Source organism: Qipengyuania pacifica, from assembly GCF_019711555.1.
GTDB lineage: Bacteria > Pseudomonadota > Alphaproteobacteria > Sphingomonadales > Sphingomonadaceae > Qipengyuania > Qipengyuania pacifica.
In genome coordinates this window covers 335034-361070 of the sequence record NZ_JAIGNQ010000002.1, presented here as the reverse complement: position 1 = coordinate 361070, position 26037 = coordinate 335034, and the positions used below count along the sequence as shown (strand labels likewise).

Below are 26037 nucleotides of genomic sequence, written 5' to 3'. Positions count from 1 at the left end.
GGGGCAATGCAACAGTTTCAATTCGCAATTGACGGCCCTGCGCCGCTCACGCACAAACCTTCGTAGACAGAGTATCGGAGAGAGACGAATGGCCTATCGCGAGTTCGACACCCCCAGCATGTCCCGCCGCGCGTTGCTGCGCGGGGGCGCCTGGCTTACCGCAGGGGCGGCGCTGGCGGGTGCTCCGATGGGCCGCATGGCTTTCGCTCGCGAAGCTGCTGCGGACTGGAAGAACGTCAGCGCGATGGTCCAGAAATACGTGACCGAACGCAAGGTGGCGAACATGGTCGCGACACTTGGATGGGGCGACAAGGAGCCTCTCTATATCGCTCGCGGCACGTTGGCATTGGGCGGAACGGTCAAGGCCGATGCCGACAGTCTCTATCGGATCTATTCCATGACCAAGCCGATCACCGGCATGGCAGCGATGATCCTCATTGACGAAGGCAAGCTCGGGCTCGATCAGCCCATCGCGGAACTGCTCCCGGCTTATTCCAACATGATGGTGCAGAAGACCTATGACGGCTCCATCACCGACGTTGTCCCGGCCGAACGCCCGATCACGGTGCGCCAGCTGCTTACCCACACTGCAGGCCTTGGTTACAACATCGTGCAGAAAGGCCCGATCGCGGCGGCCTATACCGAACAGGGCCTGATCCCGGGTCAGGTCAGCCGTCTTCCGCTTCCCGGCCTCGGTCGCGCGACGGCAGTAAAGGGACTGGATGTCTTCGCGGACCGGCTGGCCAAGATGCCGCTGGTGCTGCAGCCGGGTTCGAAATGGAGCTATTCTGTCGGGCTCGATCTGATGGGCCGCGTCATCGAAGTGGCATCGGGCATGAAGTTCGATGAATTCCTGCGCACGCAGATTTTCGAACCCACCGGCATGACCAGTACCTGGTTCACCGTGCCAGAAAGCGAAATCGGCCGTCTGACGACGAATTATGGGATCATGAACGGCTCGCCGCTGCCGATGGACCCGGCGCGGGCGTCGATCTTCCTCGACAAACCGCCATTCCCGTTCGGTGGCGCCGGGCTGGTATCGAGCCCGCGCGATTATGATCGTTTTCTTGAAATGCTGCTGGGATACGGCGTCATCGACGGACGGCGCGTGATGAGCGAAAAGGCCGTGAAGCTTGGCACCTCGGACCTTCTTCCGGAAACCGCCACGACCAAGGGTACGTGGATCGAAGGCCAGGGCTTCGGCGCGGGCGGGCGCGTAAGCGACGGTGCCTACGGCTGGGGCGGGGCTGCCGGTACGGTCGCCCTGGTAAGCTACAAGGTCGGTCTGCGCGCCAATCTGATGACGCAATACATGCCGTCCGAAGCCTACCCGGTCCACGACGCCTTTCCAAAGGCGGTGCTGGAAGACCTTGCCGTTATGCAGGGAGCGAAGAGCTAGCCCGTGCTTTCCTTCACTGGCTCGCGCCTTGACCGCGCCGACCATGTCCGCGCCGATCCGGAACGGCTTAGCGGCTATATGAACTGGAAAGCGCGGTTGCTGGCGCTGGACGGGTTGATGCCGTCACTGGACGATCACGGGCGGCTGGCATTCGGCACATTGGCCGATGCGCCCGAGAATGCGGAGCTGTGCTTTCTGGGACTCGATGACGGAAAGGCCTGTTTCGCGGCGGTTCCGCCGCGCGGAGACGCGGCTCCGCGAATGGCTAACCCGCAACTATGGTCGTTGATGGCGACACTGCAGCCCGACGATCTCGCGCTGTATGGCGGTGCTCGCAGCCTGATCGACTGGCATGCGCGCCATCGGTTCTGTGCCGCCTGTGGCGGTGAGACGGTACTGGCCAAGGGTGGTTGGCAGCGCGACTGCAGGCAATGCGGTGCCAGCCATTTCCCGCGCACCGACCCCGTCACGATTATGCTGGTCGAACACGAAGGACGGCTGATGCTGGGCCGCGGTCTCGGCTGGCCCGAGGGCCGCTTTTCGGCACTCGCCGGTTTTGTCGAGCCGGGTGAGAGCATTGAAGAGGCTGTCGCGCGGGAGGTGCTGGAAGAATCGGGCGTGCAAGTGCGCGATGTAACCTATATCGCGAGCCAGCCCTGGCCGTTTCCGAGCCAGTTGATGATCGGCTGCCACAGCCATGCCGATAGCGAGGAACTTACCATCGACGAAACCGAGATGGCCGAAATCGACTGGTACACGCGTGAGGAGGTTGAGGCGGCACTGGCGGGAAACGGCCGCTTCGTTGCCCCTCCGCCGCATGCTATAGCGCATCACCTGATGCAGTGGTGGATAGATCGATGAACAGCCCGCGAACCTTGCGGATCGACATATGGTCCGACGTGATGTGCCCCTGGTGCCTGGTCGGTTGGGGCGCGCTTCAGAAAGGGCTGGCACTGCTCGACGGCGAGATCGAGGCCGATGTGCGCTGGCACGCCTTTGAACTCAATCCCGACATGCCGGCCGAAGGGGAAGAAAGCGCCGCGCATATCGCGCGTAAATATGGCTCCACCCTCGAACAGTCCAAGGCGGTACAGGGCCGAATGCGCGAAGCGGCCCAAGGCGCTGGCGTGTCGCTGGATTATGAAGGGCCCGATCCCGAGCCGCAGCGCTGGATGTGGAACACTTTCGATGCGCACAAGCTGCTGACATGGGCTGGCGAGCAGTTCGGACCCGAAAAGCAGACCGAACTCAAACTTGCACTGTTCAAGGCGCATTTCAACGAGCGTCGCCGCATTGCGGATCATCAGGTCCTGATGGATATCGCCGAAAGCGTGGGTCTCGACCGTTCCGAAGCGCAAGCTGCGCTAAAGAGCGAAGACCTGGCCCACAAGGTTCGCGCGGAAGAGAGCGCTGCCTGGGATCTGAACATCACCGGGGTTCCGGCAATGATCGTAGAAAACAAGTTCATGATCCCCGGCGCGCAGCCGCCCGAAGCCTACGCGGATGCACTGCGACGGGTGGCGGCGAAGATTCCGGCCTGATCGCTGCTGTGCCGATCTAGCTGCTGCGCGAATTCTGCATGGCGGAAAGCGTCTTTTCGCCTTTCCGAGCATCCTGATCGGGATTGTCCGAGCCTGTTTCCGGCTCGCGGTTGGCAGGGTCGGTAGCGCTGTTTTCTTCGCCGCGCTTGCCCACACGGCGGTTGACTTCACCGCCAGCGGAACCCTGCTGCGATGGCGTGTCGCCTTCGGTGATTTCCTCGATAAATTCGTTGTCGGGATGACGCGATTGGCGTTCGGGCATTGGTACATTCTCCTTTGCCGAATCAATGGGCGAGGGAGGGGGCCTGTTCCGAAATCATCTATATCAGTCCAAGGCGCTCCAACTTGCCTGCCAGTTTCCCCGGGAGCGCGTCGCCAATGTCCTCCCCTTCGGCCAGATCGCGCGGCACGTCTCCCTTGAGATAACGCCAGCCCTGATGCGCGCGCTTCGGGCGGGGATGCACTCGGACGAGTTCGGGCTTGAGGTCGATCGACCAGCGCCCGTCAGCCGTCTCGGAAAATCCGATGATTTCGCTGCGTGCCACGATGCTGTGCTGATGGATCCAGTAAAGCGATCCGCCGATGCACTCTTCCCACTTCGTCGGGCGATAACGCGTGGTCAGGTTAGGGCTACGCCGCTGCGCATACCAGCTTTCGATATCGCCATAGCTTTGCGCCCCGAAAGCGATCTTGGTCAGATTGAGCGGCATGGGGACCAGATGGGATGATGGGGCGCCGCACTCAAGTGCATTTTGCCGATAGTCCCAAAAGCATCGCGACATTGATCTGATTGGCATCAGGCGTAAGAATGCCCGGGCAATTTCGCCAGGGGAGCGTGCGTTGAACATCAGAAGCCACATCGGAAATGCCGGTATCGTCGCAGCGCTTGTCGCTGCAGCGCCGGCAGTAGCGCAGCAGGCGGACGGCTATTGGCGCGGCAATCTCGACCTCAACGGCACCAGTCTGACGATCGGCGTCGCTCTCGAGCGAGCGGCGGACGGGGCCCTAGTGGGTACGCTCGACAGTCCGGATCAGAAAGCCTTCGACATCCCGCTTTCGGAAGTGGTGGCTGATGCCGACACACTATCCTTCTCCGTCCCCGCCATAGGGGCAGCCTATTCGGGCACGTGGGATGCCGAGGCCGAAGCCTGGCAAGGCGTGTTCAGCCAGGCAGGAATGCAGTTTCCGCTGACCCTGAGCGCCGGCCAGCCTCCCGAACGGACCGCCGAGGTCAAACAGCCATCCCTCCCGGACGATTGGGAAATGCCGGCTGACGACGCCATCCGGACAGCCATAACCGATCGGCTTGCCGGCAGACCCGGTGCCGGAATGATCGTCGGTACGGTGGAAGCGGCGAACGCGCGCACGATTTCCAGCGACGAAGCGAGCGTGAATGCGCGAACCTTGTTCGAGATCGGCTCGATGACGAAGGTTTTCACCGGGCTTCTGCTGGCCGACATGGTGCTCGATGGGACGGTTTCCCTCGATGATCCGGTCGAGAGTTACCTTCCCGACGGCGCCACAATGCCCCGGCGTGATGGCAGGCAGATCACTCTGCGAAATCTGTCGCAGCAGGATTCGGGTTTGCCGCGCTTGCCCGACAATCTCAGCCCGTCCGATGTCACGGATCCCTATGCGGATTATACCGAGGCGGACCTGCTCGGTTTTCTCGCCGCCTATGAATTGCCCAGAGAAATCGGCAGTCAGTATGGCTATTCGAACCTGGGCGTCGGCTTGCTCGGTTATGTTCTGGCCCGCGCGGCGAAAAGCGATTTCGAAACCCTGCTGCGAACCCGCATCCTCGATCCTCTGGGAATGGAGGATACCGCCATTACGCTCACGCCCGATCAGCAGGCTCGGTTTATCGGCGGGTTCGACGAATATATGCGGCCCACCAGTGCTTGGAATCTGGCGGTTCTCGCCGGGGCTGGTGGATTGCGCTCGACGGCGCACGACATGGATATCTTTCTCAAGGCAGCTCTCGACCCGGAATCTCCCATCGCTCCGGCCATGAAATTGACGCTGGGCGAGACGAGGCAGTGGCCGGGATTCAAGGCCGGTCTTGGCTGGATGATCACAATGGCCCCGGCGGGCGAAGTGATCGGGCACGGCGGCGGGACGGGTGGTTTCCGCTCCTACATGGGTCTGCAGCCGGCCACCGGTCGCGGGGTCGTGGCTCTGACCAATTCCGCTGCCGAACCGTCCGCGCAGGATATCGCGCTTCACGTCCTGATCGGTGCGCCGATCGCGGAGGCGAAGGCCGTTCCCGAAGCGCCTACGGGCGTGGACCGCACGGATGTGGAATTGTCGCAGGAGCAACTGGACCGGGTCACCGGCACCTATCGGTTCAACCCCGATCTTGCCCTCGTCGTCACGCGGAAGGGCGATCAGCTTATGGCTGCGATCACGGGGCAGGGCGCATTGCCGATCTTCCCGCGTTCGGAAACGGAATTCTTCTGGCGAGCCGTAAACGCTGAGGTAGTGTTTGCAGAGGACAACGGGATCGTCACGAGTGCGACCTTCACCCAGGACGGGGCCAGTTCGCCGCTCGTGAAAGAATAATGCCGCCGGTCAGCTGCCGACGATGCCGCTGGCCACCGCAAGACCGAGAAACGCGAAGAAGCCCATGGAATCGGTGATCATGGTCACGAAGACGCTGCTGGCGACTGCCGGGTCCTGATCGAGCCTGTCGAAGATCACCGGCACCAGCACGCCGGCGAGCCCGGCGATGACCACGTTGATCACCATGGCAAGGGCGATGACGCCGCCCAGCATCGGGCTGAAGATTGCGCCAGTTGCCAGCCCGATGAGCACCGCGATGGTCATGCCGTTGAGTACTGCCACGCGCATTTCCCGCAGCAGGATGCGCCGCGTGTTGCTGCGCGTCAGCTGGTTGGTGGCAATTGCACGGACGGTCACTGCCATGGTCTGCGTGCCCGCATTGCCACCGATGCTGGCGACGATCGGCATCAGCACGGCAAGGGCAACCAGTTGCTCGATCGCTGCGCCGAACATGGCGATGATGAGCGATGCGACCAACGCCGTGCCCAGATTGGCGATCAGCCAGCGGACACGCGCGGAATAGGCTTCGCGGATCGGTTCGTTGATGTCGCCATCACCCGCACCCGACATCAGCAGTGCGTCTTCGCCCGCTTCTTCGGAAATGATGTGGACCACGTCGTCGACCGTCATCTGGCCGACAAGCCGATCGTTCTCGTCGACCACGGCAGCGCTGATCAGATTGTATTTCTGGAACATCAGGCCGACCTCTTCCTGGTCGAGCATGACCGGGATGAGCGTCTGATCGCGCTTCATCACGTCCGCCAGCGCCACATTGCGCGGCGCACGCAGCACCCATGACAGGGCGCAGGTTCCGACCGGATGATGCTTTTCGTCGACCACGAACACTTCGAAGAATTCGTCGGGCAGGTCGCGCCCGTCGCGCAGGTAATCGATCAGGTCGCCCACCGTCAGATGTTCGGGCACGGCCACGAACTCGCGGCTCATCAGACGGCCGGCGGTTTCCTCGGGATATGACAGGGCGGACTGGATTGCGATCCGGTCCTCCAGCTCGACCTCGGCCAGAATGGCGCGCTGGTCGGCCTCGTCCAGATCCTCGATCAGCTGGACGGCGTCGTCGGTCTCGAGCTGGTCGACGATCTGCGCCACGGCCTCGGGCGGCAGCGCTTCCATCATGTCCTCGCGGACATAATCGTTCAGCTCGGCTACCACCTCCGACGTCATCAGATCGGTAATGGCGGCGGCTAGCTGGTAGCGTTCCTGCCGTTCGAGAAGCTCGAGAAGGTCGGCAATGTCGGCCGGGTGAAGCGGCTCGACCAGTTCGTAGACCGCCTTGGTGTCGCCCTCCTCGAGCGCATCCTCGACGGCCCGGACGAACTCCGGCTTGAACGTATTTTCCTCGTCCATGCGCTCGTCGTCGATGCGGTCGTCTGGACGGCCTTCCTCGGCCGGCTCGTGCGCGAGCAGGAATCCGTCTTCATCGAGGGGGCGGTCGCTCTCCGACATGAGCATCGCTCTAGGCACCCGCCATGGGATTGCAAGCAGAGGGTGACACGCTCTGCACAATCCCTATGTAGGCGCCGATCGATTTACAGGAGACACGACACATGGCTGACAAGCTGACCTTCACACTCGACACCGGCGACGGCGAAAACAAGGACGTGGTAATCAAGCTGCGCCCCGATCTGGCTCCGGGCCATGTCGAGCGGATCACCGAACTCGTCGGTGAAGGATTCTACGACGGCGTCGTTTTTCACCGCGTCATCCCCGGCTTCATGGCGCAGGGCGGCGATCCGACCGGCACCGGCATGGGCGGCAGCGACAAGCCCGACCTGAAGGCCGAATTCAACAGCGAACCGCACACTCGCGGCACTTGCTCGATGGCCCGCACCCAGGTGCCCGACAGCGCGAACAGCCAGTTCTTCATCTGCTTCGACGACGCCGAATTCCTCGATGGCCAGTATACGGTCTGGGGCCAGGTAGAGAGCGGCATGGAGCATATCGATGCGCTGCCCAAGGGCGAACCGCCGCGTGAACCGGGCAAGATCGTCAAGGCGACCATCTCGTAACCGTTCCGGTCAGCAATTAGACGGGAAGGGCGGCCATGTGCCGCCCTTCTCATTGAAGGAACCCCTCTTCTTCGCTATTGGCGCACACCTGCTATGAAACCGACTACCGCCCCCAAGACCTATAGGGTCAAGAGCTTCGGCTGCCAGATGAACGTCTATGACGGCGAGCGCATTGCCGACATGCTGGACAAGCGCGGGATCGTGCCGGCGCCTGAGGGCGAGGAAGCCGATCTCGTGGTCCTCAACACCTGCCACATACGCGAAAAGGCGGCAGAGAAAGTCTATTCGGACATCGGGCGCCTGACCAAGGCGGGGCGCAAGGTCGGCAAGGAACCTCTGATCGCGGTAGCAGGCTGCGTCGCACAGGCCGAAGGCGAGGAGATCATGGCTCGCAGCCCGGCGGTCAGCATGGTCGTCGGCCCGCAGGCCTATCACCGCCTGCCCGACATGCTGGACAAGGCGGTCCAGGGCGAACGGGCCACGGATACGGACATGCCTGCCATTGCCAAGTTCGCGGCCTTGCCGGAGCGGACAAAACGCTTTCCTACAGCCTTCCTCACGGTGCAGGAGGGCTGCGACAAGTTCTGCACCTATTGCGTCGTGCCTTATACGCGTGGCGCGGAGATTTCCCGCCCCTTCGCCGATCTGGTAAAGGAAGCGCACCGTCTGGCGGAGCGCGGCGCGCGTGAAATCACGCTGCTTGGGCAGAACGTCAACGCGTGGAGCGGTGTGGATACGAAAGGTGACAGTTGCGGGCTGGACGGGTTGATAAGAGAGCTTGCCAAGATACCGGAATTGCAGCGTATTCGCTACACGACCAGCCATCCCAACGATTTTGAAAAAGGGCTGGTTAGGTGTCATGCCGAGGTCGAAAAGCTGATGCCCTATCTGCACCTGCCGGTGCAGAGCGGATCGGACCGCGTGCTCAAGGCGATGAACCGCAGTCACACGGCAGACAGCTACCTGCGGCTGCTGGAAGATATGCGCGCCGCGCGCCCCGATATTGCGCTGTCGGGCGATTTCATCGTAGGCTTCCCCGGCGAAACCAACGCAGAGTTCGAAGAAACCCTCGCGCTGGTCGACGAGGTCAAATATGCGCAGGCCTTCAGCTTCAAATATTCGCCGCGCCCCGGCACGCCCGCCGCCACGATGGACGGGCAGGTGGCAAAAGAGGTCATGGACGAACGCCTCCAGCGCCTGCAGGCGGCTCTCAACCGTGATCAGCTCGCATTCAACGAGGCAAGCGTTGGAAAGACCTGCCAGGTCCTCGTCGAGCGCAAGGGCAAGCTGCCGGGCCAGTGGCTCGGCAAAACCCCCTGGCTGCAAAGCGCCTGGTTCGAAGGCGACGTGGCGATCGGCGATCTGGTCGAGGTGGAATTGCTCGAAGCAGGCCCCAACTCGCTGAGCGCTAGGCTGCGCAATCAGGTAAGATCATTCGTCTGAGCTTGGTTCTGCGTTGAGTTTCAAGGCACGCTTGCGGTAGGCAGACCATGTTGCATCATGAATCTGTGCACCTCGCGCAGTGCGAGGAAGGTTATACAGTGCCTTAAGATAGGACCAGTCAAATTGGCTCAGTCCATCCGGTGCCAGACCGCCATTGTTGAATAAAGACAGGATCGTCGGCGTAGTGTGTGGTTCGCCCGCTGGTATATCGTTCACGGATGCAAAACTGCGCATGGACACATAGTCGGCCAGTTGGCGCACAGTCTTTCCAGGGACACGTGACTTTTCAATGATCACCACCGAACCAATCATATCGACCCTGATCTGTTGGGCCATGCGTGTCGCCATGAAGGGGTCTGCCGTATATACTTCTCGTGGCGGACAACTTGGAAAACATTTAAGTACTTTAACAGTGAAGTCTTTTTCATCGACCTCTTTGACCTTGGTGGAGTGCCAGGCATACGTGCCGTTGTTGCCGTTCAGGATGCGCTTGAATTCGTAGTCTCGTAAAGTTTCGAATAACCACGGAGCAGACTTTCGTAAGCCCTCGACCTCCGCTTGGCCATTTTCCACAAATGCTGCCAGGGTATTGACGCGGCATCCTTCAGGCGCAACGCGGATCTTCAATGCGCGCGCGTTGTCTTCCATCTGCCAAATGAGTGCCTCGGCATATTCCGCACTCATCCCCAATATGCCGATGCAAATGGCGTCGTATTGTCTGGCGATCGGCTGGTCGATGCGCGGGTCACGCACGATGACCTCAGTTATGTGATTAATGCGCTGCCGCGCTTCTTTCTCGCGCTCTCCTAGCACCAAGATGCTTTCGTCAGCTGCGTCGAAACGATCATCAGAGTTTGGTTGCGCAACGAGGATCGATGGAAGCGCTAGTGTGCTCAGTGCCACAGCGAAGCGAATAGATTGGCTCACATTCAAGTCCCTTTCCCAGATGCGCAAAAAAATTTAATCCATGAACTCCGGTATCATTCTAAGAAAAGAAAATAGCCTGGGCTGTGAACAACAGTACTTTATAAAAGTCCTGGGATATTAAAACCCGCAATTACGATATTTTCCTCACTCTATCATCATTGATCATTGATTATTCAATCATACAGGCGTCAAAATAAAATCGCTGAAAGAAATCACCAAATGTGTCTAAGGTGGCCCGGCTTAGTCCGAGGTGCGGTCGTCGTCGATTTTCAAAGCACGCTTACGATATGCGGACCACGCAGCATCATGCACCGTCGAACCGTGTGCGGTGCTGGGGAGCTTGTAGAGCGCTTCGAGATAGGACCAGTCGAAATCGGTCATTCCTTCGGCGGCCTGGCCATTACTTGTGAAAAGCGACAGGATGGTTGACGTTGTATTGGGGCCATCACTAGCCATATCATCCACAGACGCAAAGCTGCGCATCGAAATGTAGTCGGCTAATTGACGGATGGTCTTACCCGGAACCAAGGACTTTTCAATCAACACTACCGAACCGATCATATCAACGCGGATCTGTTGTGAAATGTTCGAAGCTGTGAAAGGATCGGAAACGACGACGTCGCGAGGTGGATCTCCAAAGGACATCATTGCCATTTCCTTGCCGTCGACTTCTTTAACTTTCGTCGAATGCCAAGCGAAAGCGCCACCGCTGCCGCGAAGAATGCGCTTATACTCGTAATCAAGCAAAGATTCGAAAAGCCATGGTGCGCTCTTCCGCAAATCCTCCAGCTCGGCGTGACCATCGCGTACAAATGCGATTAATGTATTTACGCGACACCCCTCCGGCGAAACGCGGATGCCTAAAGCGCGCGCGTTCTCTTCAACCTGTCCGATAATCCCGTTGGCATAATCGGCGCTCATGCCGAAGACGCCGACGCAAATATCACCATACTGTCGCGCGATAGGCTTATCAATTTTCGGACGCCGCGTGATGGCCTTTGTCATTTCGTTGACCCGTTGCTGCGCTTCTTTCTCTCGTTCGCCGGTAACGACAATCTGATTTTCTGGTGCTTCAGAATGATTGGTATCATCGTCTTGCGCAGAAAGTGCCGCAGAGGTTGTGAAAGCGCTGAACGCCAGCAAGTAACTCAAATGCCTAAACATGTTATCTTACTGCCACGAATGCGATTTGAAGGAAAGGCTTTAATCTGGCTCGAATCCAGAGCTAGTAGTCTCGAGGAAATAGGACTAGAGGAGACTGGGTTCCTCCACATGGTCGCATCGGCTGCTATAAATTGCGATCTTATTACTTTCCACCGTCATCGTGCGGCGAACAGCTTGCCTCCGGAGCGATGAGGCTTACATTCCGAGTCGTAGACGAAAGGAGCCTATGGCCCGTAAACCCGCACAGAAGGACACCCGGTCTTTCACCCCGCCGCCCTCTCCGCAACGCGAAGTGCGCCGCGCCCAGGTTGACATAGGCTTTGATAATCAGAGCTTGCTGGGCGCCTTGTTCGGGCAATTCGATGCCAATCTGGTACAAGTCGAGAACCGCCTGGGCGTATTCATCTCGGCGCGCGGCAATCAGCTTCATATCGAAGGGCCGGAAGACAGCGTGGCCCGTGCACGCGACGTGCTGAAGGGCATGTACGACAAGCTATCGATCGGTCAGGACCTCGATACAGGCGCGATCGAAGCCTTGATCGCAATGTCCGACGAACCGACTTTCGATGGGATCGTCGATGCCGAACCGGGCAATGGCAAAGGCGGGCCGCCGATCATGATCCGCACGCGGCGCAAGACGATCGTGCCGCGCAGCGCAATGCAGGCAACCTACATGCGCAGCCTGGTGCGCGACGATATCATCTTCGCTCTCGGGCCTGCAGGAACAGGCAAGACCTATCTCGCAGTGGCGCAGGCGGTGGCGCAACTGATCAATGGCAGCGTCCAGCGCCTGATCCTGTCCCGGCCTGCGGTGGAAGCCGGTGAAAAGCTCGGCTTCCTGCCCGGCGACATGAAGGAAAAAGTCGATCCCTATCTGCGTCCGCTCTACGACGCGCTTTACGACTGCATGCCGCCCGAACAGGTTGAGCGGCGGCTAGCTTCTGGTGAGATCGAAATTGCGCCGATCGCCTTCATGCGCGGACGCACACTGGCCGATGCCTTCGTCATCCTCGATGAAGCGCAGAACACCACGCGCGAACAGATGAAGATGTTTCTTACCCGCTTCGGCCAGAATAGCCGCATGGTCGTTTGCGGAGACCCACGGCAGGTCGACATTCCGGGCGGCGACGGGATGAGCGGCCTCGCCGATGCAGTGGGTAAGCTGGAAGGTGTCGATGGTTTCGGCACCATTCGCTTCACCGCTGCCGACGTTGTCCGCCATCCGATAGTTGGCCGTATTGTCGAAGCTTACGAGGGGCCCACCAGTTAATTCGGTCATTGCTAGCCCATTCAACCAGCCCATGGAACGGGGCTTGGATGGTTCACCGTGCTCGCAATGAGAGGAAGGATACCATGGAGCTGGACATCGAGATCGACGGCTGGCCGGAGGGAGACTGGCGCGCTTTGGCGGGGCGTGCCGGTGCGGCTGCTGCAGCGGTCGAACCAACGTTAATCAACGAACGCCTGACCGCATCGCTTCTCTTCACGACTGACGAGGAAGTTCACGCGCTGAACAAGCAGTGGCGCCATAAGGACAAGCCGACCAACGTCCTGTCATTTCCCATGCTTGAGCGCGACGATCTGCTCGATCTATCGAAGGATGGGCCGCCGGAAATGCTTGGTGATCTCGCGCTGTCTTACGAGACATGCGCCAGCGAGGCGCGCGACAAGAACGTATCGCTTTCCGATCACGCGGCCCATCTGATCGTCCACGGGCTGCTCCATCTTGCCGGTCATGATCATGTCGATTCCGACGAACAGGCCGAAGCGATGGAGGCGCGTGAAATCGCAGCGCTTGCAAAATTAGGCATCGCGGACCCATATGGGGATCGCAACTGACTGGAGTGCATTGTTAGGGCCATGCCCGATTCGTCATCACCCGCGGGAGACGCGGAGAGTAGCAGCGGGCTGATGCTCGCAATCCGGAAATTCTTCGACCCCGATCACGGCGAACGCTCGCTGCGCGCGCAGCTGGAAGAAGCGATCGACGAGCATGAGGGTGAGAACGGCGAAGAGGCGCCTGAAAACAGCGGCACCGGCGATCTGTCGCTGGTCGAGCGGCAGATGCTACGCAATCTGTTGCACTTCTCCGAACACGATGCGGACGACGTAGCCGTGCCGCGCGGCGAGATCATCGCGATCGATGCCAAGGCGAGCTGGGACGAACTGGTCGATACGTTCGCCGAGCACGGCCATTCGCGCATGCCGGTATATCGCGATCAGCTCGACGACGTGATCGGCATGATCCACATCAAGGACGTGTTCCCCATCCTCGCGCGCCGCGAACAGCCTCCGCGCGACTGGACCGTGTTGATGAGACAGCCGCTCTATGTTCCGCAAACGCGCAACGCTCTGGACGTGCTGGCCGATATGCGTGCGCAGCGCATGCATCTGGCTATCGTGGTGGACGAATTCTCCGGCACCGACGGGCTCATCACCATCGAAGATCTGGTGGAGGAAATCGTCGGCGATATCGAGGATGAGCACGATGATGCGCCCGAAGAATGGATTGTCGATATCGGCGAGGGAATGTGGGATTGTGACGCCCGCGCCGAACTTGACGATGTGGCCGAGAACGTCTCGCCGGCGCTTGCTGAAGTTGAGGAATCTGTCGACACGCTTGGCGGTCTCGCCTTCGTGCTGGCAGAGCAGGTTCCGGAGGTTGGCCGTATACTCGAGCATCCCAGCGGATGGCGCATCGAAGTGACCGATGGCGATGAAACGCATGTGAAGCGTCTTCGCCTGCACGCCCCCGAACCGGATGCGACCACCGTGTGACAACTGTTGCAGATTTTTGCACATTCGCGCTCGACAGGCGTGATTTGCGTCAATAGCGTGCAACCATCATGGCAACACGGCGATTACCCCCACTTCGAGCGCTGGAGGCCTTCGTTCGCACGGTTCGGCTCGGCTCTGCGCGCGCGGCGGCCGACGAACTCGGTCTGAGCCCGTCAGCTCTTTCACGACGGATCGGCAATCTCGAAGAATTCGTGGGAAAGAAGCTGTTCACACGTGCCCGTCAGTCAATGAAGCTGACCGATGACGGCCACGCATTTTTCGAAGCAGTGAACCCGCAGCTCGAGGCATTGGCCCGCGCTGTTGAAAGCCAGTCGGAAAACCTTTCCGTCTTGCGTTTGCATTTGGGCGTCTTGCCGCTGTTCGGCACTCAACGTCTATTCCCGCGGCTTGGAGAATTGCGCGAGCGGCACCCGCTTCTTCATATCGATATCGATACCGGGGCGCATCTGGAAGATCGGGTCGGCGACGTGCTCGATGCTGCCATCATCTTATCCCGCGGCCCTTCACGCGGGCTGCACGCAGTTCGGCTCGATTACAACAAGGTCCACGCAATCTGCAGCCGCGATCTTGCAGAGCGTTTGGGATCCACTCCCGATGCGTCGCTTCTGATGAAGCAGACATTCCTGATCCATAACGAGCTTCCGGAGAGCTTCAATGCGTGGCGCCGCGAGATTGGTATGGGCGATCTTGAACCCACCGCGATCGACCATTTCGATTCGGGGCAGATCATGCTGGAAGCAGCCGCGCAAGGCCTCGGCATTGCGATTATGCATGACGATCACATGCGCCGGGCTGCCGATACCCGGCTAGCCAGACTTTTCGAGGTAGAGGTGGAAAGCCCCTATAGTTACTGGTTCGTGTGCAAGCCAACCGCGCTGGAAGAAAGACCGGTGCGTTTGTTTCACGATTGGTTGGTAAAGGCGGGGCTTTAGTCCGAGATTTCGGTGCTCGCTTTTGGACGATAACGCACGGCTTCGACGAGATGCTGGAAGTCGCGCAATGGTCCGCCGAGGTTAGCGACCAGTTGCCGCTCGATCTCTTCTCTAGCCTTTGCGGCCACCGCCTTGCGACCTCTGTAATCCACCGGGCTGAACGGCTCGAGATAGTGTAGCGAGAGCCGGAAACTGCCTTCGCGCGCCATGACCCGCATCGCATTGTGCAATCCGCTTTCCTCGCCGATCCAGGCGATATCCTCGGCATTTTGTCCGTAATTCAGCACGACCGGCTGCACCATCACGCCCGCAGGAGGCGGTTCGAGCACGGATATCATGCTGGATTTGAACGGAAGAAGCGAATGGCCGTCGGTCACAGTGCCTTCGGGAAAAACCGTTACCGACCAATTGTCCTGTAAAGCTTCTCTCAGCGCATTAATCTGCTCGGCCACGCCCATACGGTTTTCGCGTTTGACGAACACGGTGCGATTGAGCCCGCATAACCACCCGATCACGGGCACTTCGGACAATTCCTGCTTTGCGACAAAGGCCGTACCGCTGGCGCCAGCCATGCTGAGAATGTCGACCCAACTGATGTGGTTAGAGATGAAGAAGACGTCGCGCCGCAACGGCGTTCCGACGATCTTGACGCGCGCACCTACGATCCATGCGGTAAAGCGCAAGAAGAGCATGGGGAAGGGGGATCCGTAGGCGAAGATCCGGTAGAGGTAATGCAGCGGCACGAACACCAACAGCAGGAGCAGGATGCCGAATGCGCGCAGGGCGAAGCGGACCCAGCCAGCGACCGTTAGCGGTACTTTCTCGCCTCTCGCTGCCGCCAGTCGCTTGGCGGTATATTTCGCAAGCTTGCGCTCACTTTTCGCGGTCGAGGCGGACGCCATAGAGTTCCAGCCTGTGGTCGACCAGGCGATAACCGAGCTTGGCAGCGATCTGTTTCTGCAGGGCTTCAATTTCCGGGTCGACGAATTCCACGACTTTGCCGGTTTCCACGTCGATCAGATGATCATGATGGGCTTCCGGCGCGGCTTCGTAACGGGCACGGCCATCGCCAAAATCATGGCGATCGAGAATGCCCGCCTCTTCGAACAGCCGGACGGTACGATAGACCGTGGCAATGGAAATCCCCGAATCGATCTTGTTAGCCCGTTCGTGAAGCAGTTCGACGTCGGGGTGATCGTCGCTTTCCGACAGCACGCGTGCGATTATGCGCCGCTGTTCGGTAATGCGCAGGCCCTTGTCGGCGCACAATTGTTCAAGATCGATTTTCTGGTGCAAGATGGATTCCCGAATGAAAAACGCCCCGCACCCTTATCGGGCCGGGACGTTTTGCTCAAGGCGAACCGGAGCGTTCAGGCCGTCTTCTTCTTCCGGCCCCGCTTCTGACCGGGCTTGCGGCCTAGGCCAATCTTCACGGCCAGTTCGCGGCGCTTTTCGGCATAGCTTGGCGCGACCATAGGATAATCGGACGGCAGATTCCAACGCGCCCGGTATTCGTCAGGCGTCATGTCGTAGGCCGTCTTGAGGTGGCGCTTGAGCATTTTCATCTTCTTGCCGTCTTCGAGGCAGATGATGTAATCCTTCTTGACCGACGAACGGATCGGTACGGCAGGTTCTAGCGGCGCTTCGCTGGTGGCTGTTTCCCCGTTGAGGCCCGACAGCGCAGAATACACATTCGAGATCAATGTCGGGACGTCGTCTACGGATACGCTGTTGTTGCTGACATGCGCTGCGACGATATCCGAGGTGAGAGTGATAAGTGTCTCGGACATGTCTGTTTCAAATTTTTCCATTACTTTCCCTTTTATTTTGAGGGATATCGTTGAACGTCGCGACCCGTTCTTCCGGACATTGTATGAAAACGACAAAAAATTGCAAGTATTTCGCCAGGTTTTATTATCGGCGCTTAGCTATAATCTTTGTGCGAAGGTGATTGCATCCAACAGCGTGCCATCCAGCGTGCGGTAGTAATTCGCTCTACGGCCGATTGGCTCGAAACCGCAGGACAGGTACAATTTCTCAGCTGGATTATTTGCACGCATCTCCAAGAATACCCGCTCCGCTCCTTCTTTTCGGGCGACATCGGAAAAATATTCGATGAGCGCGCGGCCTACACCGTTATTTCTTACTTCGGGCCTAACGCCGATCAGCAGAAGTTCTTCTTCGCCAGGCGCGCGCCGCGCCAGAATGAACCCTGCCGCTTCGCGTTCCGGTGCGAGTAACCGCGCGTGTTTATCGAAAATAATTGCATAGGTGTGTGGCATGACCAGCGAATTTTCGACCTGCTGCCGCGTCCAGGCTTCGCGCCAGTGGGGATCGAACGCAGCATCCATTACGCTCATAATGTGATCGAGGTCCGTCATTACGTGGGAAGCTTTGCGTCGGGCGCCCGGCCATAAAGCGGGGACAACTGGTCCCACAGCAGGGCGTCGGGCACAAGAAGGGCATCGCTCGCATTCGGCAGAATGATCGGCGCACTTGCAACGCCAATCAAGGCGCCAAGGTCCTCCGCTCTCGTGCCTGCCAGTATGTCCTGTGTCCTGCGCATGGCAGCGGTATCTGGAGACAACGAGGCGACATCATCCAATGGTATTCCATCAGTGCCGAAATCCTGCACGAACCACTCGCCGTGGCCCCCGGACATGCAGACCGTAACGGCCCGGTCCGTACCGGCGCGCGCCATGGCAGCGACCAGAGCTAGAGTAGGGTAGCCGCGTACCGGGATTTTCCAGGCCACACCCAAGGCACGAGCCACGGCTAGGCCAATACGCACGCCGGTAAAACTTCCCGGACCTAAGGAGATGCGGATCTGCTCTGCATGGCCTTTGTCCGGCAGTTCCGCGATCATCGGAACGAGCCGTTCGGCATGGCCGCGACCAAGCACTTCGTGGCGGGCGTCGATCAATTGCCCCTGATCGAACAGGGCGATCGAACAGGCTTCGGTTGCAGTTTCAATGGCCAGAATGCGCATGAATGCGCACTGCCTCAGGCAAAGCCGGCCTGCAAGTCAGGCGATGCGGTTGAACCTGTCGAAATCGGGTCGAGGGCTGCGATCGAAGATGCTGCTGGGATCGCCGTACCCGATGGAGCAGATAAAATTGCTGCGAGTGCGCGGATCGTCGGCGAAGAATTCTTCGTCGACAGCCTTATTGTCGAACCCGGACATCGGGCCGCAATCCAGCCCAACAGCTCTGGCAGCGATGATCAGATAGGCGCCCTGCAAGGAGGAATTGCGAAACGCGCCTTCCTGGCGCCCGTTCTCGTTACCTTCGAACCAGCTTTTGGCGTCGGTATGAGGAAACAGCCACGGCAGTTCCTCGTGGAAATCGATGTCATAGCCAACGATAGCCGTGACGGGAGCAGTCTTGATCTTGTCCCGATTTCCTTCGGACGCCAGCGCGGCAAGCTTGCCTTTGGCTTCCTGCGACTTCACCCAAACGATACGCGCAGGCTGCATGTTGGCCGATGTCGGGCCCATCTTCATCAATTCGTAGATCGCGTGAATTTGCTCGTCGCTGACTGGTTTATCAAGCCAGCCGTTGTAACTGCGCGCTTCGCGGAAAATCTGGTCGAGCGCTTCGCCGGATAGGGCGGTGTCGTGAAACTGAGTGGTCATGAATTATCCCGGTTGGAACTGGAAGATCAGGCTGCCCGAACTTCAACGACCTCCGGGACATAATGTTTCAATAGACCTTCAATGCCATGCTTGAGCGTCGCCGTGGATGATGGACACCCGGAACACGCACCCTGCATTTGCAGATGAACTATGCCGTCACGGTACCCGCGATACTGAATATCGCCTCCGTCGCCCGCGACGGCCGGTCGGACCCTCGTTTCCAGCAATTCGTTGATCTGAGAAATGATGTCTGCATCTTCATCACGCTCGTCGACCAGCATACCTTGATCTTCCGGGGGAACCGAAATGCCGCCCGCGCTGCCCGGTGTGAAGAGCGGTGCCTGCGCAACGAAATGGTCGAGCAGAATCGCCAGCACCTGCGGCTTGAGATCGGTCCAGTTTACTCCTGGTGCAGCAGTGACGGTGACAAAATCACCGCCGAAGAACACATTCACCACCTCTCCGGTATCGAAGATTGCCTGTGCCAGCGGGCTGGCCTCTGCCGCCTCCGGCGTGGCAAATTCGCGCGTTCCCTGTCCCATGACCTGCTGGCCGGGAAGGAACTTGAGGCTCGACGGGTTGGGCGTGGTTTCGGTCTCTATGAACATACCTGACGATGTAGGAAGCTCGGGAACCGGGGACAAGGACGGAACGCTTGGCACGTGAACATTCAACTAGCCTTCACGGTTGTCCCGCCTATATGCCTTGCATGACCAATTTTTCGCGCGCCGTCCGGCGTCTCGCGCTTTTCCTTCCCGCTGCGCTGCTCGTACCGCAGCCCATCCTCGCGCAGGAACCGGCCGTTCCGGCACCGCAATATATAACTCCGGCCGGTGAAACTCCGTGGATTTATGAGGGCAGCGACGTTCCGCGCGACGAGGAATGGACCTTCGGTGAATTGCCCAATGGTCTGCGCTATGCTGTTCGCAAGAACGGCGTGCCGCCCGATCAGGTTTCCGTTCGCGTTCGCATCGACGCTGGGTCCTTGCATGAAGAGGATTCAGAACGCGGCTATGCCCACCTTCTGGAGCATCTGCTTTTCCGCGAAAGCCAGTATCTGAAGGTCGGAGCGGCCATTCCGACATGGCAGCGGCTCGGTGCGACCTTCGGCAGCGATACGAATGCGCATACCAGCCCGACGGAAACCGTCTTCAAGCTGGATCTGCCCAATACCAATGCGGCCAAGCTGGCAGAAAGCATGAAGCTTCTTTCCGGCATGGTGCGCAGCCCAGTCCTATCCGATACGAACGTTAAGGCAGAAGTACCGATCGTACTTGCTGAAAAGCGTGAACGTGGCGGAGCATCCGAGCGGGCTGGCAATGCCAGCCGAGAAGTGCTTTTTGCCGGACAGCGACTGGCGAACCGCATCCCGATCGGGACCGAAGAAACCCTGCGGGCTGCAACCGGCGATAGCGTCAGCGCCTTCTACAAACGTTGGTATCGCCCTGAAAACGTGGTCGTCGTTGCTGCAGGCGATATCGACCCGATGGTGCTTGCTGCGGAAATCGAAAAGTGGTTCGGCGACTGGCAGGGTGATGGTCCTGCAGTCGCGGCGCCCGACTTCGGCGATCCGGTGGCACCCGCCGGGGCCGATCCGGCCAACCCGGTCGGCGAGATCGGCGTCATCGTCGAGCCCGATCTGCCCCGTTCGTTCACGTACACGATCATGCGCCCCTGGCGTCCCGTTCAGGACACGGTAGCCTATAACGAAGGTCTGCTTCGCGACGCTTTGGCTCAGGCTCTCATCAATAGGCGACTTGAATCCCGCGCGCGTTCGGGAGGCAGCTATCTTTATGCACAGGTGTCGCAGGATGATGTTAGCCGGTCGTCGGACATGACCTTCGTCACCTTCGCTCCTTTGACCAGCGACTGGAAAGCGGCGCTTGATGATATTCGCGGCGTAGTCGCCGATGCGCTGGCCACTCCGCCGACGCAGGAAGAAATCGATCGAGAACTTGCGGAATTCGAAATTGTTTTCAAAAGCCAAGTCGAACAGCGGCGCGTCCTGCCCGGGCCGCAGCTGGCCGACGATATTGTGAACGCTGTCGATATTCGCGAAGCGGTCGCTGCTCCCGAAACGGTCCTTACCGTTTTCAATTCGATGAAGCAGACTTTGACGCCGGAACTCGTGCTCGAACATACGCGGGCGTTGTTTACAGGCGATGTTATCCGTGCGGCCTATGTCACCCCGGCAACGGGTGAGGCGGATGAGGAGGCGATACGATCTGCACTCAAGGAGACGGTCGCAGCCGATACAGGTTCGCGGCTGACGGGTCGCGCCGTGTCTTTCGAAGATTTGCCGGCAGTCGGTGAACCGGGTCAGGTAACTGCTCAGGGACCGATCGGCGTTCTCGATATTGAAAAGGTTGAATTCGCCAATGGTGTGAAGGCCATCCTGTGGTCTAACGATGCCGAACCTGGACGGGTAGCGGTCAAGGTTCGCTTCGGCGCCGGCTATCGCGCACTCGACGCGGAAGATGCCGTCTATGCAAATCTCGGCAGTTCTGCCCTGATCGGTTCGGGTATCGGCGAGCTAGGCCAGGAAGAACTCGATCGTCTCGCTACAGGCCGCAAGTTCGGTTTCGATTTTGAAACCGGTGACGGCGCATTTACCTTTTATGCGCAAACGCGCGAAGCTGATCTCGACGAACAGCTCTATCTTTTCGCTGCCAAGCTGGCGATGCCGGGCTGGGATCCCAATCCGGTCATTCGTGCAAAGGCGGCGGGCAAACTCGCTTACGAAAGTTATGCTGCCAGCCCCGGCGGTATCCTGCAGCGCGATCTGGAAAATCTGCTGCGCGACAGCGATCCGCGTTTCCAGACGCCCACGCCAGAAATGTTCGATGCTGCAACGCCAGAGAAGTTCCGCGAAGTATGGGAGCCGCTGCTCAAGCAGGGACCGGTCGAAGTACTCGTCTTTGGTGAATTCGACAAAGCGGCTACGATCGAAACGCTGCGCAAGACGTTCGGCGCGTTGCCTGCGCGTGAAGAGCCTAGCGCTGCTGTCCTGAACCGCGGGGTCGACTTTCCCAAAGCCGGCGAGACGGTTGTTCGCCATCACCGCGGCGATGCCAATCAGGCGGCCGCCGTCGTCGCCTGGCCGAGTGGGGCGGGCGTCGACAATCTGCGCGAATCGCGTCACCTCGAGGTACTCACGTCGGTCTTCAACAACCGCCTGATGGACGCCATGCGTGAACATGCCGGCGCGAGCTATTCGCCGGTTGTCCGGTCTGAATGGCCGAGCGACGTTAAAAGTGGCGGCCGGATCGCGGCACTCGCCCAATTGCGACCCGAAGACGTGCCGGTCTTCTTCGCCGAAGCCGAACGTATTGCGAAGGAACTGGCGAGCGAACCGGTCAGTCAGGACGAATATGACCGCGTCGTCGAACCGCTCCGCCAGTACGTCAGCCGAGCCTCAACCGGTAACCTCTTTTGGCTTTACCAGCTCGAAGGCTCGACCGTCGATGCTCGCCGGGTAGACATGCTGCGCTATCTGCTGGCCGATTACACCGAAGTTCCACCTGCTCAATTGCAGGCGCTGGCGCAGAAGTATTTCGGGTCTCGCGCAGGCTGGCACTTGGCGATCATCCCACAAGGGCAAGAACTTGCAACTGCGGCCAACGTCGGAGCCGCTGCGGCCAGCCGCTGAGCCGGTCACTGCAATCGGCTTTTTAAGCTGGCCAAGCAAATGCTGCTTGCGACATGGTACCTGTTCGTCTGCTAAGGGGCGAACAGTCAGGCGCGACTTTCAGCGCCGTAAATGGAAAATATAATGGCAACGAATTGGGCACCCGACAGCTGGCAGGGATTCACGGCGAAGCATTTGCCGACATATCCCGACGCGGCTGCTCTCGATGCCGCAACGACGACGCTCGAGACGCATCCTCCGCTGGTTTTCGCAGGCGAGGCGCGCGCGCTCAAGGCGGATCTGGCGGAGGTCGCGCAAGGCCACGCATTTCTGCTCCAGGGTGGGGATTGCGCGGAAAGCTTCGCGGAATTTCATCCGAACAATATCCGCGATACATTTCGCGTGCTGTTGCAGATGGCCGTCGTCATGACCTTCGCCAGCAAAAAACCAGTGATCAAGGTCGGGCGCATGGCAGGCCAGTTCGCCAAGCCGCGCAGTTCCGACACCGAAACGCAAGGATCGGTCACGCTACCGAGCTATTTCGGCGACAACATCAATGGCATCGAATTCGACGAAGCCACCCGCGCAGCCGATCCGCAGCGCATGGTGCGCGCCTATTCGCAGGCCGCGGCCACGCTCAACCTGCTGCGTGCCTTCGCCACCGGAGGCTACGCCAATCTCCGTCAGGTTCATCAGTGGACGCTGGATTTCATGGGCCGCAGTCCGTGGGCCGACAAATTTTCGGACATCGCTGATCGCATCGGTGAAGCCCTCGATTTCATGGAAGCGTGCGGGGTCGATCCGCAGGTGCTACCACAATTGCAGCGCACCAGTTTTTATACGAGCCACGAAGCGCTGCTGCTCCCGTACGAACAGGCCATGACCCGGCGGGACAGCCTGACGGGCGATTGGTACGATACCAGCGCGCACATGGTCTGGATCGGCGACCGTACTCGGTTCGATGATAGTGCGCATGTCGAATTCTGCCGCGGGATCGGCAATCCGTTGGGAATGAAATGTGGCCCCAGCCTCGAAACGGACGCTATGCTGCGCCTGCTCGATACGCTCAACCCTGCGCGCGAACCGGGCCGCATCACGCTGATCAGTCGCTTCGGCCACGACAAGGTGGAAGAAGGCCTGCCCCGCCTCGTTCGGGCGGTAAAGGCGGAAGGCCACCCTGTGGTGTGGAGTTGCGACCCGATGCACGGCAACGTCGTTAAATCGGAAAGCGGTTACAAGACGCGGCCCTTTGATCGTATCCTGACCGAGGTGAAGGGCTTCTTCGCCGTCCATCGTGCCGAAGGGACGCACCCGGGAGGTATCCATGTCGAAATGACCGGGCAGGACGTGACCGAATGTGTGGGCGGAGCGGTGGCGATCACCGATGAAGCGTTGAAAGATCGCTATCACACGCATTGCGATCCCCGCCTCAACGCCGCTCAGTCTCTCGAGCTCGCCTTCCTGATCGCCGAGATGCTGAACGAAGAACAGGCCGTTCGCCGCGCTGACGCAGCCTGATTCTTCCTTCCGGCGTCGTCGGCCTCACGAGGGCGCGGAACCCCGCGACCTCCGCTGCATTATTCGGAGAATGCAGTTCACTTCATTGTTCGGGCGGGCTTTTTCACCTCAACCCTTTAAACGCTGGGTGAATCGCGTCATAATGGGACAGGCCAGCCATGTCCCGGCTGCCGAAATATAAAGGGGGGGATAGACGATGCCCCATGCCCAGCCGCGATCGGTCCTGACGTTAGGGGAAGATCTTCCGGCACGCTACGCCGCTGTCCGCGCGTTGAGCCAGGCTCTGGCCGCGCCGCTGTCCGATGCCGACGCTACCATTCAGTCAATGGAAGATGCAAGTCCTGCGAAATGGCATCTAGCTCATACAACCTGGTTCTGGGAAACCTTTCTGCTGCGCGATCATGCCGAAGGCTACGCGCTCTACGACGAGAATTGGCCCTTCGTGTTCAATTCCTATTACGAGACAGAGGGTGAGCGCATTGCCAGGTTTTCGCGTGGAATGCTTTCGCGTCCGACGCTGTCCGATATCGTGGAATGGCGCAAACATGTCGATGCGGCGATGGATGGCCTGTTAGGGCGCGAAGAACTGGCGCCACTGATCGAGCTTGGTCTCAGCCATGAACAGCAGCACCAGGAATTGCTGCTGACCGATATCAAACACGCCCTGTTTCAGAACCCTCTTGGCGTGAAGATGTGGGATGTATCTCCGGCAAAAGCGAATTCCAGCCCGAACGATTGGCATTCACATCCCGGTGGTATCGCGCGGATAGGTCACCAAACAGACGGGTTCGCCTTCGACAACGAGGGGCCTGCTCACCGCGTTCTCCTCGAACCTTTCGCTCTGTCCTCGCGACTTGTCACGAATGGCGAATGGGATGAATTCATCGCCGATGGCGGATACGACACGGCGACCTTGTGGCTTTCGGACGGATGGGGCTGGGTACGGGAGAACACCATTCGTGCGCCGCTTTATTGGCGCGATGACGAACAGTTTACTCACGCCGGCTGGCAGGCGCGCGATCCCGATGCCCCGGTAACGCACATCTCTTACTTCGAGGCTGATGCTTTCGCCAGTTGGGCTGGCCGCCGCCTGCCAACCGAATTCGAATGGGAAGCCATCGCCCGTGGGCAGGAAGGCGAATTACCTGCGCATGACCCCCAAGGCGGTAATCAACTCGACGACGCGACACCCGCACTGCCGCGTGGTGGCGCCGAATTGTTCGGCGATTGTTGGCAATTCACCCGGTCCGGATATCTTCCCTACCCACGTTTTCAACCTGCCGAAGGTGCCGTGGGCGAATACAACGGCAAGTTCATGAGCGGGCAGTTCGTCTTGAAGGGTGCGAGCTGCGCCACCGCTCGCGGTCATTCGCGAGCAAGCTATCGCAACTTCTTCTACCCACACCAACGGTGGCAATTCACCGGCGTCAGGCTGGCAAAGGACATCTGATGAAAACCGATACTGGCATTGCACTTGTCGATCTAGACGAGGAGGGGGTCGATCGCGCTTTTCGTGCGGACGTACTCAAGGGACTAAATCAGCTGCCGAAGGCCATACCGGCGCGCTGGTTTTACGATCAGGAAGGCTCACGGCTGTTCGAACGCATCACGCAGCTGGACGAATATTATCCCACCCGCGCGGAAACCGAAATTCTCAAGACGCGCAGCAATGAATTCGCCCAACTCGTCGGGCAGGGCAGGGCTGTGGTCGAATTTGGATCTGGCAGTTCGGTCAAGACGCCGCTTCTGCTCGAGGCGATCGATCCGGCAGCCTATGTCCCTCTCGATATCTCGGGCGATTTCCTGCGCGAAAGCGCTGTCGCCTTGTCGCAAAAATTTCCCGATCTTCCGGTTCATCCGGTAGAGGCCGACTTCATGCGCCGCGTGAGCCTGCCCGACGGTGTCGGGCCCCTCAAGAAACTCGGCTTCTTCCCAGGTTCGACCATCGGCAATATGGTTCCGCGCACGGCGGTCGATCTGCTTCGCTCGATGCGGGCCACGCTCGGAGCGGATGAAGGTGAAAGCCCGCTGCTCCTGATTGGGATGGATCTCGTCAAGGAACAGCAGAAACTCGAAGCGGCCTATGACGATTCCGACGGTGTGACGGCCGCCTTCAACATGAATCTCGTCACGCGCATCAACCGTGAACTTTCAGGGACCATTCCCGCGGATGCTCTCGACCACCGCGCTGTATGGAACGACGATCTCGCACGGGTCGAAATGCACCTGGTCGCCAATCGGGACATCGACTTCACCGTATCGGGTGAAAGCTTTTCGATGCGTTCCGGTGAAACGATACATACCGAAAACAGCCACAAATTCACGCCTCGTAGTGCGAACCTGTTGCTTCTTGCCGGCGGTTGGACGCCGATCAAGCGGTGGGTCGACGCAGATGAAAGGTTTTCGGTGGTACTAGCTCGCGCAACCGAGCAACGCGAAGCGCCCTGAGCGACCGCGGCTATT

26 protein-coding genes are annotated in these 26037 nt (G+C 59.4%); 14 read left to right on the top strand and 12 right to left on the bottom strand.

Features of this window, described 5'->3' with window-relative positions; translation table 11 throughout:
* Nucleotides 1-88 precede the first annotated feature (88 nt).
* The 3 genes from K3177_RS06995 to K3177_RS06985 all read left to right on the top strand — a co-directional run bounded on the left by K3177_RS06995 (nucleotide 89) and on the right by K3177_RS06985 (nucleotide 2940).
* A complete protein-coding gene (locus K3177_RS06995) occupies nucleotides 89-1399 on the top strand; it encodes a serine hydrolase domain-containing protein (RefSeq protein ID WP_221597686.1) in 1311 nt (436 codons plus the stop codon).
* 78 nt (nucleotides 1400-1477) lie between these two features.
* Nucleotides 1478-2260 (top strand): NAD(+) diphosphatase, encoded by a 783-nt coding sequence (nudC, locus tag K3177_RS06990; RefSeq protein WP_221598096.1) that lies wholly within the window; start codon nucleotides 1478-1480, stop codon nucleotides 2258-2260.
* A complete protein-coding gene (locus tag K3177_RS06985) occupies nucleotides 2257-2940 on the top strand; it encodes a DsbA family oxidoreductase (protein ID WP_221597685.1) in 684 nt (227 codons plus the stop codon). Before nudC ends, K3177_RS06985 begins: the two co-directional genes overlap by 4 nt.
* A 16-nt stretch (nucleotides 2941-2956) precedes the next feature.
* Here K3177_RS06985 and K3177_RS06980 read toward each other — a convergent pair whose 3' ends face one another.
* Together K3177_RS06980 and K3177_RS06975 are read right to left on the bottom strand one after the other, a co-directional pair.
* Nucleotides 2957-3202 carry a hypothetical protein gene (locus K3177_RS06980; protein WP_221597684.1) on the bottom strand — a complete coding sequence of 82 codons (246 nt, stop codon included), beginning with the start codon at nucleotides 3200-3202 and terminating at the stop codon, nucleotides 2957-2959.
* 58 nt (nucleotides 3203-3260) lie between these two features.
* Nucleotides 3261-3650, bottom strand: a complete 390-nt coding sequence (locus tag K3177_RS06975) for a DUF1489 family protein (protein ID WP_103023108.1) — start codon at nucleotides 3648-3650, stop codon at nucleotides 3261-3263.
* Nucleotides 3651-3780: 130 nt separating this feature from the next.
* On the opposite strand from K3177_RS06975, the gene K3177_RS06970 reads away from it, so the two are divergent.
* The gene (locus K3177_RS06970) at nucleotides 3781-5502 is read left to right on the top strand and encodes a serine hydrolase (protein ID WP_221597683.1); all 1722 of its coding nucleotides are present in this window, start codon (nucleotides 3781-3783) and stop codon (nucleotides 5500-5502) included.
* 9 nt (nucleotides 5503-5511) lie between these two features.
* Here the strand turns inward: K3177_RS06970 and mgtE are convergent, their stop codons facing one another.
* Nucleotides 5512-6966 carry a magnesium transporter gene (gene mgtE / locus K3177_RS06965; protein ID WP_221597682.1) on the bottom strand — a complete coding sequence of 485 codons (1455 nt, stop codon included), beginning with the start codon at nucleotides 6964-6966 and terminating at the stop codon, nucleotides 5512-5514.
* A 101-nt stretch (nucleotides 6967-7067) separates the two neighbouring features.
* Between mgtE and K3177_RS06960 the strand changes: the two genes are divergently transcribed.
* Both K3177_RS06960 and miaB read left to right on the top strand, forming a co-directional pair.
* A complete protein-coding gene (locus K3177_RS06960; protein WP_221597681.1) occupies nucleotides 7068-7529 on the top strand; it encodes a peptidylprolyl isomerase in 462 nt (153 codons plus the stop codon).
* A 93-nt stretch (nucleotides 7530-7622) separates the two neighbouring features.
* Entirely contained in the window at nucleotides 7623-8972 is a 1350-nt protein-coding gene (gene miaB / locus K3177_RS06955) for a tRNA (N6-isopentenyl adenosine(37)-C2)-methylthiotransferase MiaB (RefSeq protein WP_221597680.1), read from the top strand.
* Here the strand turns inward: miaB and K3177_RS06950 are convergent.
* Nucleotides 8961-9899 carry a hypothetical protein gene (locus tag K3177_RS06950; protein WP_221597679.1) on the bottom strand — a complete coding sequence of 313 codons (939 nt, stop codon included), beginning with the start codon at nucleotides 9897-9899 and terminating at the stop codon, nucleotides 8961-8963. The two genes, miaB and K3177_RS06950, sit on opposite strands and share 12 nt — an antisense overlap.
* A 240-nt stretch (nucleotides 9900-10139) precedes the next feature.
* Nucleotides 10140-11063, bottom strand: a complete 924-nt coding sequence (locus tag K3177_RS06945; protein WP_221597678.1) for a hypothetical protein — start codon at nucleotides 11061-11063, stop codon at nucleotides 10140-10142.
* 226 nt (nucleotides 11064-11289) lie between these two features.
* Between K3177_RS06945 and K3177_RS06940 the strand changes: the two genes are divergently transcribed.
* The 4 genes from K3177_RS06940 (at nucleotide 11290) to K3177_RS06925 (ending at nucleotide 14794) form a co-directional block, all read left to right on the top strand.
* Nucleotides 11290-12333, top strand: a complete 1044-nt coding sequence (locus K3177_RS06940; RefSeq protein WP_221597677.1) for a PhoH family protein — start codon at nucleotides 11290-11292, stop codon at nucleotides 12331-12333.
* Nucleotides 12334-12416: 83 nt separating this feature from the next.
* Nucleotides 12417-12902, top strand: coding sequence for an rRNA maturation RNase YbeY (gene ybeY, locus K3177_RS06935; RefSeq protein WP_221597676.1), 486 nt, complete (start codon nucleotides 12417-12419; stop codon nucleotides 12900-12902).
* Between the two features lie 72 nt (nucleotides 12903-12974).
* A complete protein-coding gene (locus K3177_RS06930; RefSeq protein WP_234003095.1) occupies nucleotides 12975-13841 on the top strand; it encodes a hemolysin family protein in 867 nt (288 codons plus the stop codon).
* A gap of 68 nt (nucleotides 13842-13909) precedes the next feature.
* On the top strand, nucleotides 13910-14794 hold the full coding sequence (locus K3177_RS06925) for a LysR substrate-binding domain-containing protein (protein WP_103023120.1): 885 nt from the start codon (nucleotides 13910-13912) through the stop codon (nucleotides 14792-14794).
* Here K3177_RS06925 and K3177_RS06920 read toward each other — a convergent pair.
* From K3177_RS06920 to K3177_RS06890, 7 genes are all read right to left on the bottom strand, one after another.
* Nucleotides 14791-15696, bottom strand: coding sequence for a lysophospholipid acyltransferase family protein (locus tag K3177_RS06920; RefSeq protein ID WP_221597675.1), 906 nt, complete (start codon nucleotides 15694-15696; stop codon nucleotides 14791-14793). The two genes, K3177_RS06925 and K3177_RS06920, sit on opposite strands and share 4 nt — an antisense overlap.
* Nucleotides 15668-16090 (bottom strand): Fur family transcriptional regulator, encoded by a 423-nt coding sequence (locus K3177_RS06915; RefSeq protein ID WP_103023122.1) that lies wholly within the window; start codon nucleotides 16088-16090, stop codon nucleotides 15668-15670. Before K3177_RS06915 ends, K3177_RS06920 begins: the two co-directional genes overlap by 29 nt.
* A 74-nt stretch (nucleotides 16091-16164) precedes the next feature.
* Nucleotides 16165-16605 (bottom strand): Ros/MucR family transcriptional regulator, encoded by a 441-nt coding sequence (locus tag K3177_RS06910; RefSeq protein WP_196846474.1) that lies wholly within the window; start codon nucleotides 16603-16605, stop codon nucleotides 16165-16167.
* Between the two features lie 117 nt (nucleotides 16606-16722).
* Nucleotides 16723-17175, bottom strand: a complete 453-nt coding sequence (locus K3177_RS06905) for a GNAT family N-acetyltransferase (protein ID WP_247714320.1) — start codon at nucleotides 17173-17175, stop codon at nucleotides 16723-16725.
* A complete protein-coding gene (gene tsaB / locus K3177_RS06900) occupies nucleotides 17175-17783 on the bottom strand; it encodes a tRNA (adenosine(37)-N6)-threonylcarbamoyltransferase complex dimerization subunit type 1 TsaB (protein WP_221597674.1) in 609 nt (202 codons plus the stop codon). Before tsaB ends, K3177_RS06905 begins: the two co-directional genes overlap by 1 nt.
* Nucleotides 17784-17819: 36 nt before the next feature.
* A complete protein-coding gene (locus tag K3177_RS06895) occupies nucleotides 17820-18428 on the bottom strand; it encodes a malonic semialdehyde reductase (RefSeq protein WP_221597673.1) in 609 nt (202 codons plus the stop codon).
* A gap of 26 nt (nucleotides 18429-18454) precedes the next feature.
* Nucleotides 18455-19036 (bottom strand): NifU family protein, encoded by a 582-nt coding sequence (locus K3177_RS06890; RefSeq protein ID WP_103023126.1) that lies wholly within the window; start codon nucleotides 19034-19036, stop codon nucleotides 18455-18457.
* A 101-nt stretch (nucleotides 19037-19137) separates the two neighbouring features.
* Between K3177_RS06890 and K3177_RS06885 the strand changes: the two genes are divergently transcribed.
* From K3177_RS06885 to egtD, 4 genes are all read left to right on the top strand, one after another.
* Nucleotides 19138-22077, top strand: coding sequence for a M16 family metallopeptidase (locus K3177_RS06885; RefSeq protein ID WP_221597672.1), 2940 nt, complete (start codon nucleotides 19138-19140; stop codon nucleotides 22075-22077).
* Between the two features lie 123 nt (nucleotides 22078-22200).
* A complete protein-coding gene (locus K3177_RS06880; protein WP_221597671.1) occupies nucleotides 22201-23574 on the top strand; it encodes a class II 3-deoxy-7-phosphoheptulonate synthase in 1374 nt (457 codons plus the stop codon).
* Between the two features lie 196 nt (nucleotides 23575-23770).
* Nucleotides 23771-25024: an ergothioneine biosynthesis protein EgtB gene (gene egtB / locus K3177_RS06875; RefSeq protein WP_221597670.1), complete on the top strand. Its 1254-nt coding sequence runs from the start codon at nucleotides 23771-23773 to the stop codon at nucleotides 25022-25024.
* Nucleotides 25024-26022 (top strand): L-histidine N(alpha)-methyltransferase, encoded by a 999-nt coding sequence (gene egtD, locus K3177_RS06870; protein ID WP_221597669.1) that lies wholly within the window; start codon nucleotides 25024-25026, stop codon nucleotides 26020-26022. The genes egtB and egtD overlap by 1 nt, the downstream gene beginning before the upstream one ends.
* The last annotated feature ends 15 nt before the right edge of the window (nucleotides 26023-26037 follow it).

Coding starts and splice junctions, on each gene's coding strand:
- K3177_RS06910 (WP_196846474.1), bottom strand. CDS start 16,605: ATGGAAAAATTTGAAACAGACATGTCCGAGACACTTATCACTCTCACC.
- K3177_RS06925 (WP_103023120.1), top strand. CDS start 13,910: ATGGCAACACGGCGATTACCCCCACTTCGAGCGCTGGAGGCCTTCGTT.
- K3177_RS06905 (WP_247714320.1), bottom strand. CDS start 17,175: ATGACGGACCTCGATCACATTATGAGCGTAATGGATGCTGCGTTCGAT.
- K3177_RS06980 (WP_221597684.1), bottom strand. CDS start 3,202: ATGCCCGAACGCCAATCGCGTCATCCCGACAACGAATTTATCGAGGAA.
- K3177_RS06995 (WP_221597686.1), top strand. CDS start 89: ATGGCCTATCGCGAGTTCGACACCCCCAGCATGTCCCGCCGCGCGTTG.
- K3177_RS06890 (WP_103023126.1), bottom strand. CDS start 19,036: ATGTTCATAGAGACCGAAACCACGCCCAACCCGTCGAGCCTCAAGTTC.
- K3177_RS06930 (WP_234003095.1), top strand. CDS start 12,975: ATGCTCGCAATCCGGAAATTCTTCGACCCCGATCACGGCGAACGCTCG.
- K3177_RS06920 (WP_221597675.1), bottom strand. CDS start 15,696: ATGGCGTCCGCCTCGACCGCGAAAAGTGAGCGCAAGCTTGCGAAATAT.
- K3177_RS06940 (WP_221597677.1), top strand. CDS start 11,290: ATGGCCCGTAAACCCGCACAGAAGGACACCCGGTCTTTCACCCCGCCG.
- K3177_RS06945 (WP_221597678.1), bottom strand. CDS start 11,063: ATGTTTAGGCATTTGAGTTACTTGCTGGCGTTCAGCGCTTTCACAACC.
- nudC (WP_221598096.1), top strand. CDS start 1,478: ATGAACTGGAAAGCGCGGTTGCTGGCGCTGGACGGGTTGATGCCGTCA.
- K3177_RS06895 (WP_221597673.1), bottom strand. CDS start 18,428: ATGACCACTCAGTTTCACGACACCGCCCTATCCGGCGAAGCGCTCGAC.
- miaB (WP_221597680.1), top strand. CDS start 7,623: ATGAAACCGACTACCGCCCCCAAGACCTATAGGGTCAAGAGCTTCGGC.
- tsaB (WP_221597674.1), bottom strand. CDS start 17,783: ATGCGCATTCTGGCCATTGAAACTGCAACCGAAGCCTGTTCGATCGCC.
- K3177_RS06960 (WP_221597681.1), top strand. CDS start 7,068: ATGGCTGACAAGCTGACCTTCACACTCGACACCGGCGACGGCGAAAAC.
- egtB (WP_221597670.1), top strand. CDS start 23,771: ATGCCCCATGCCCAGCCGCGATCGGTCCTGACGTTAGGGGAAGATCTT.
- K3177_RS06880 (WP_221597671.1), top strand. CDS start 22,201: ATGGCAACGAATTGGGCACCCGACAGCTGGCAGGGATTCACGGCGAAG.
- egtD (WP_221597669.1), top strand. CDS start 25,024: ATGAAAACCGATACTGGCATTGCACTTGTCGATCTAGACGAGGAGGGG.
- K3177_RS06975 (WP_103023108.1), bottom strand. CDS start 3,650: ATGCCGCTCAATCTGACCAAGATCGCTTTCGGGGCGCAAAGCTATGGC.
- ybeY (WP_221597676.1), top strand. CDS start 12,417: ATGGAGCTGGACATCGAGATCGACGGCTGGCCGGAGGGAGACTGGCGC.
- mgtE (WP_221597682.1), bottom strand. CDS start 6,966: ATGTCGGAGAGCGACCGCCCCCTCGATGAAGACGGATTCCTGCTCGCG.
- K3177_RS06985 (WP_221597685.1), top strand. CDS start 2,257: ATGAACAGCCCGCGAACCTTGCGGATCGACATATGGTCCGACGTGATG.
- K3177_RS06885 (WP_221597672.1), top strand. CDS start 19,138: ATGACCAATTTTTCGCGCGCCGTCCGGCGTCTCGCGCTTTTCCTTCCC.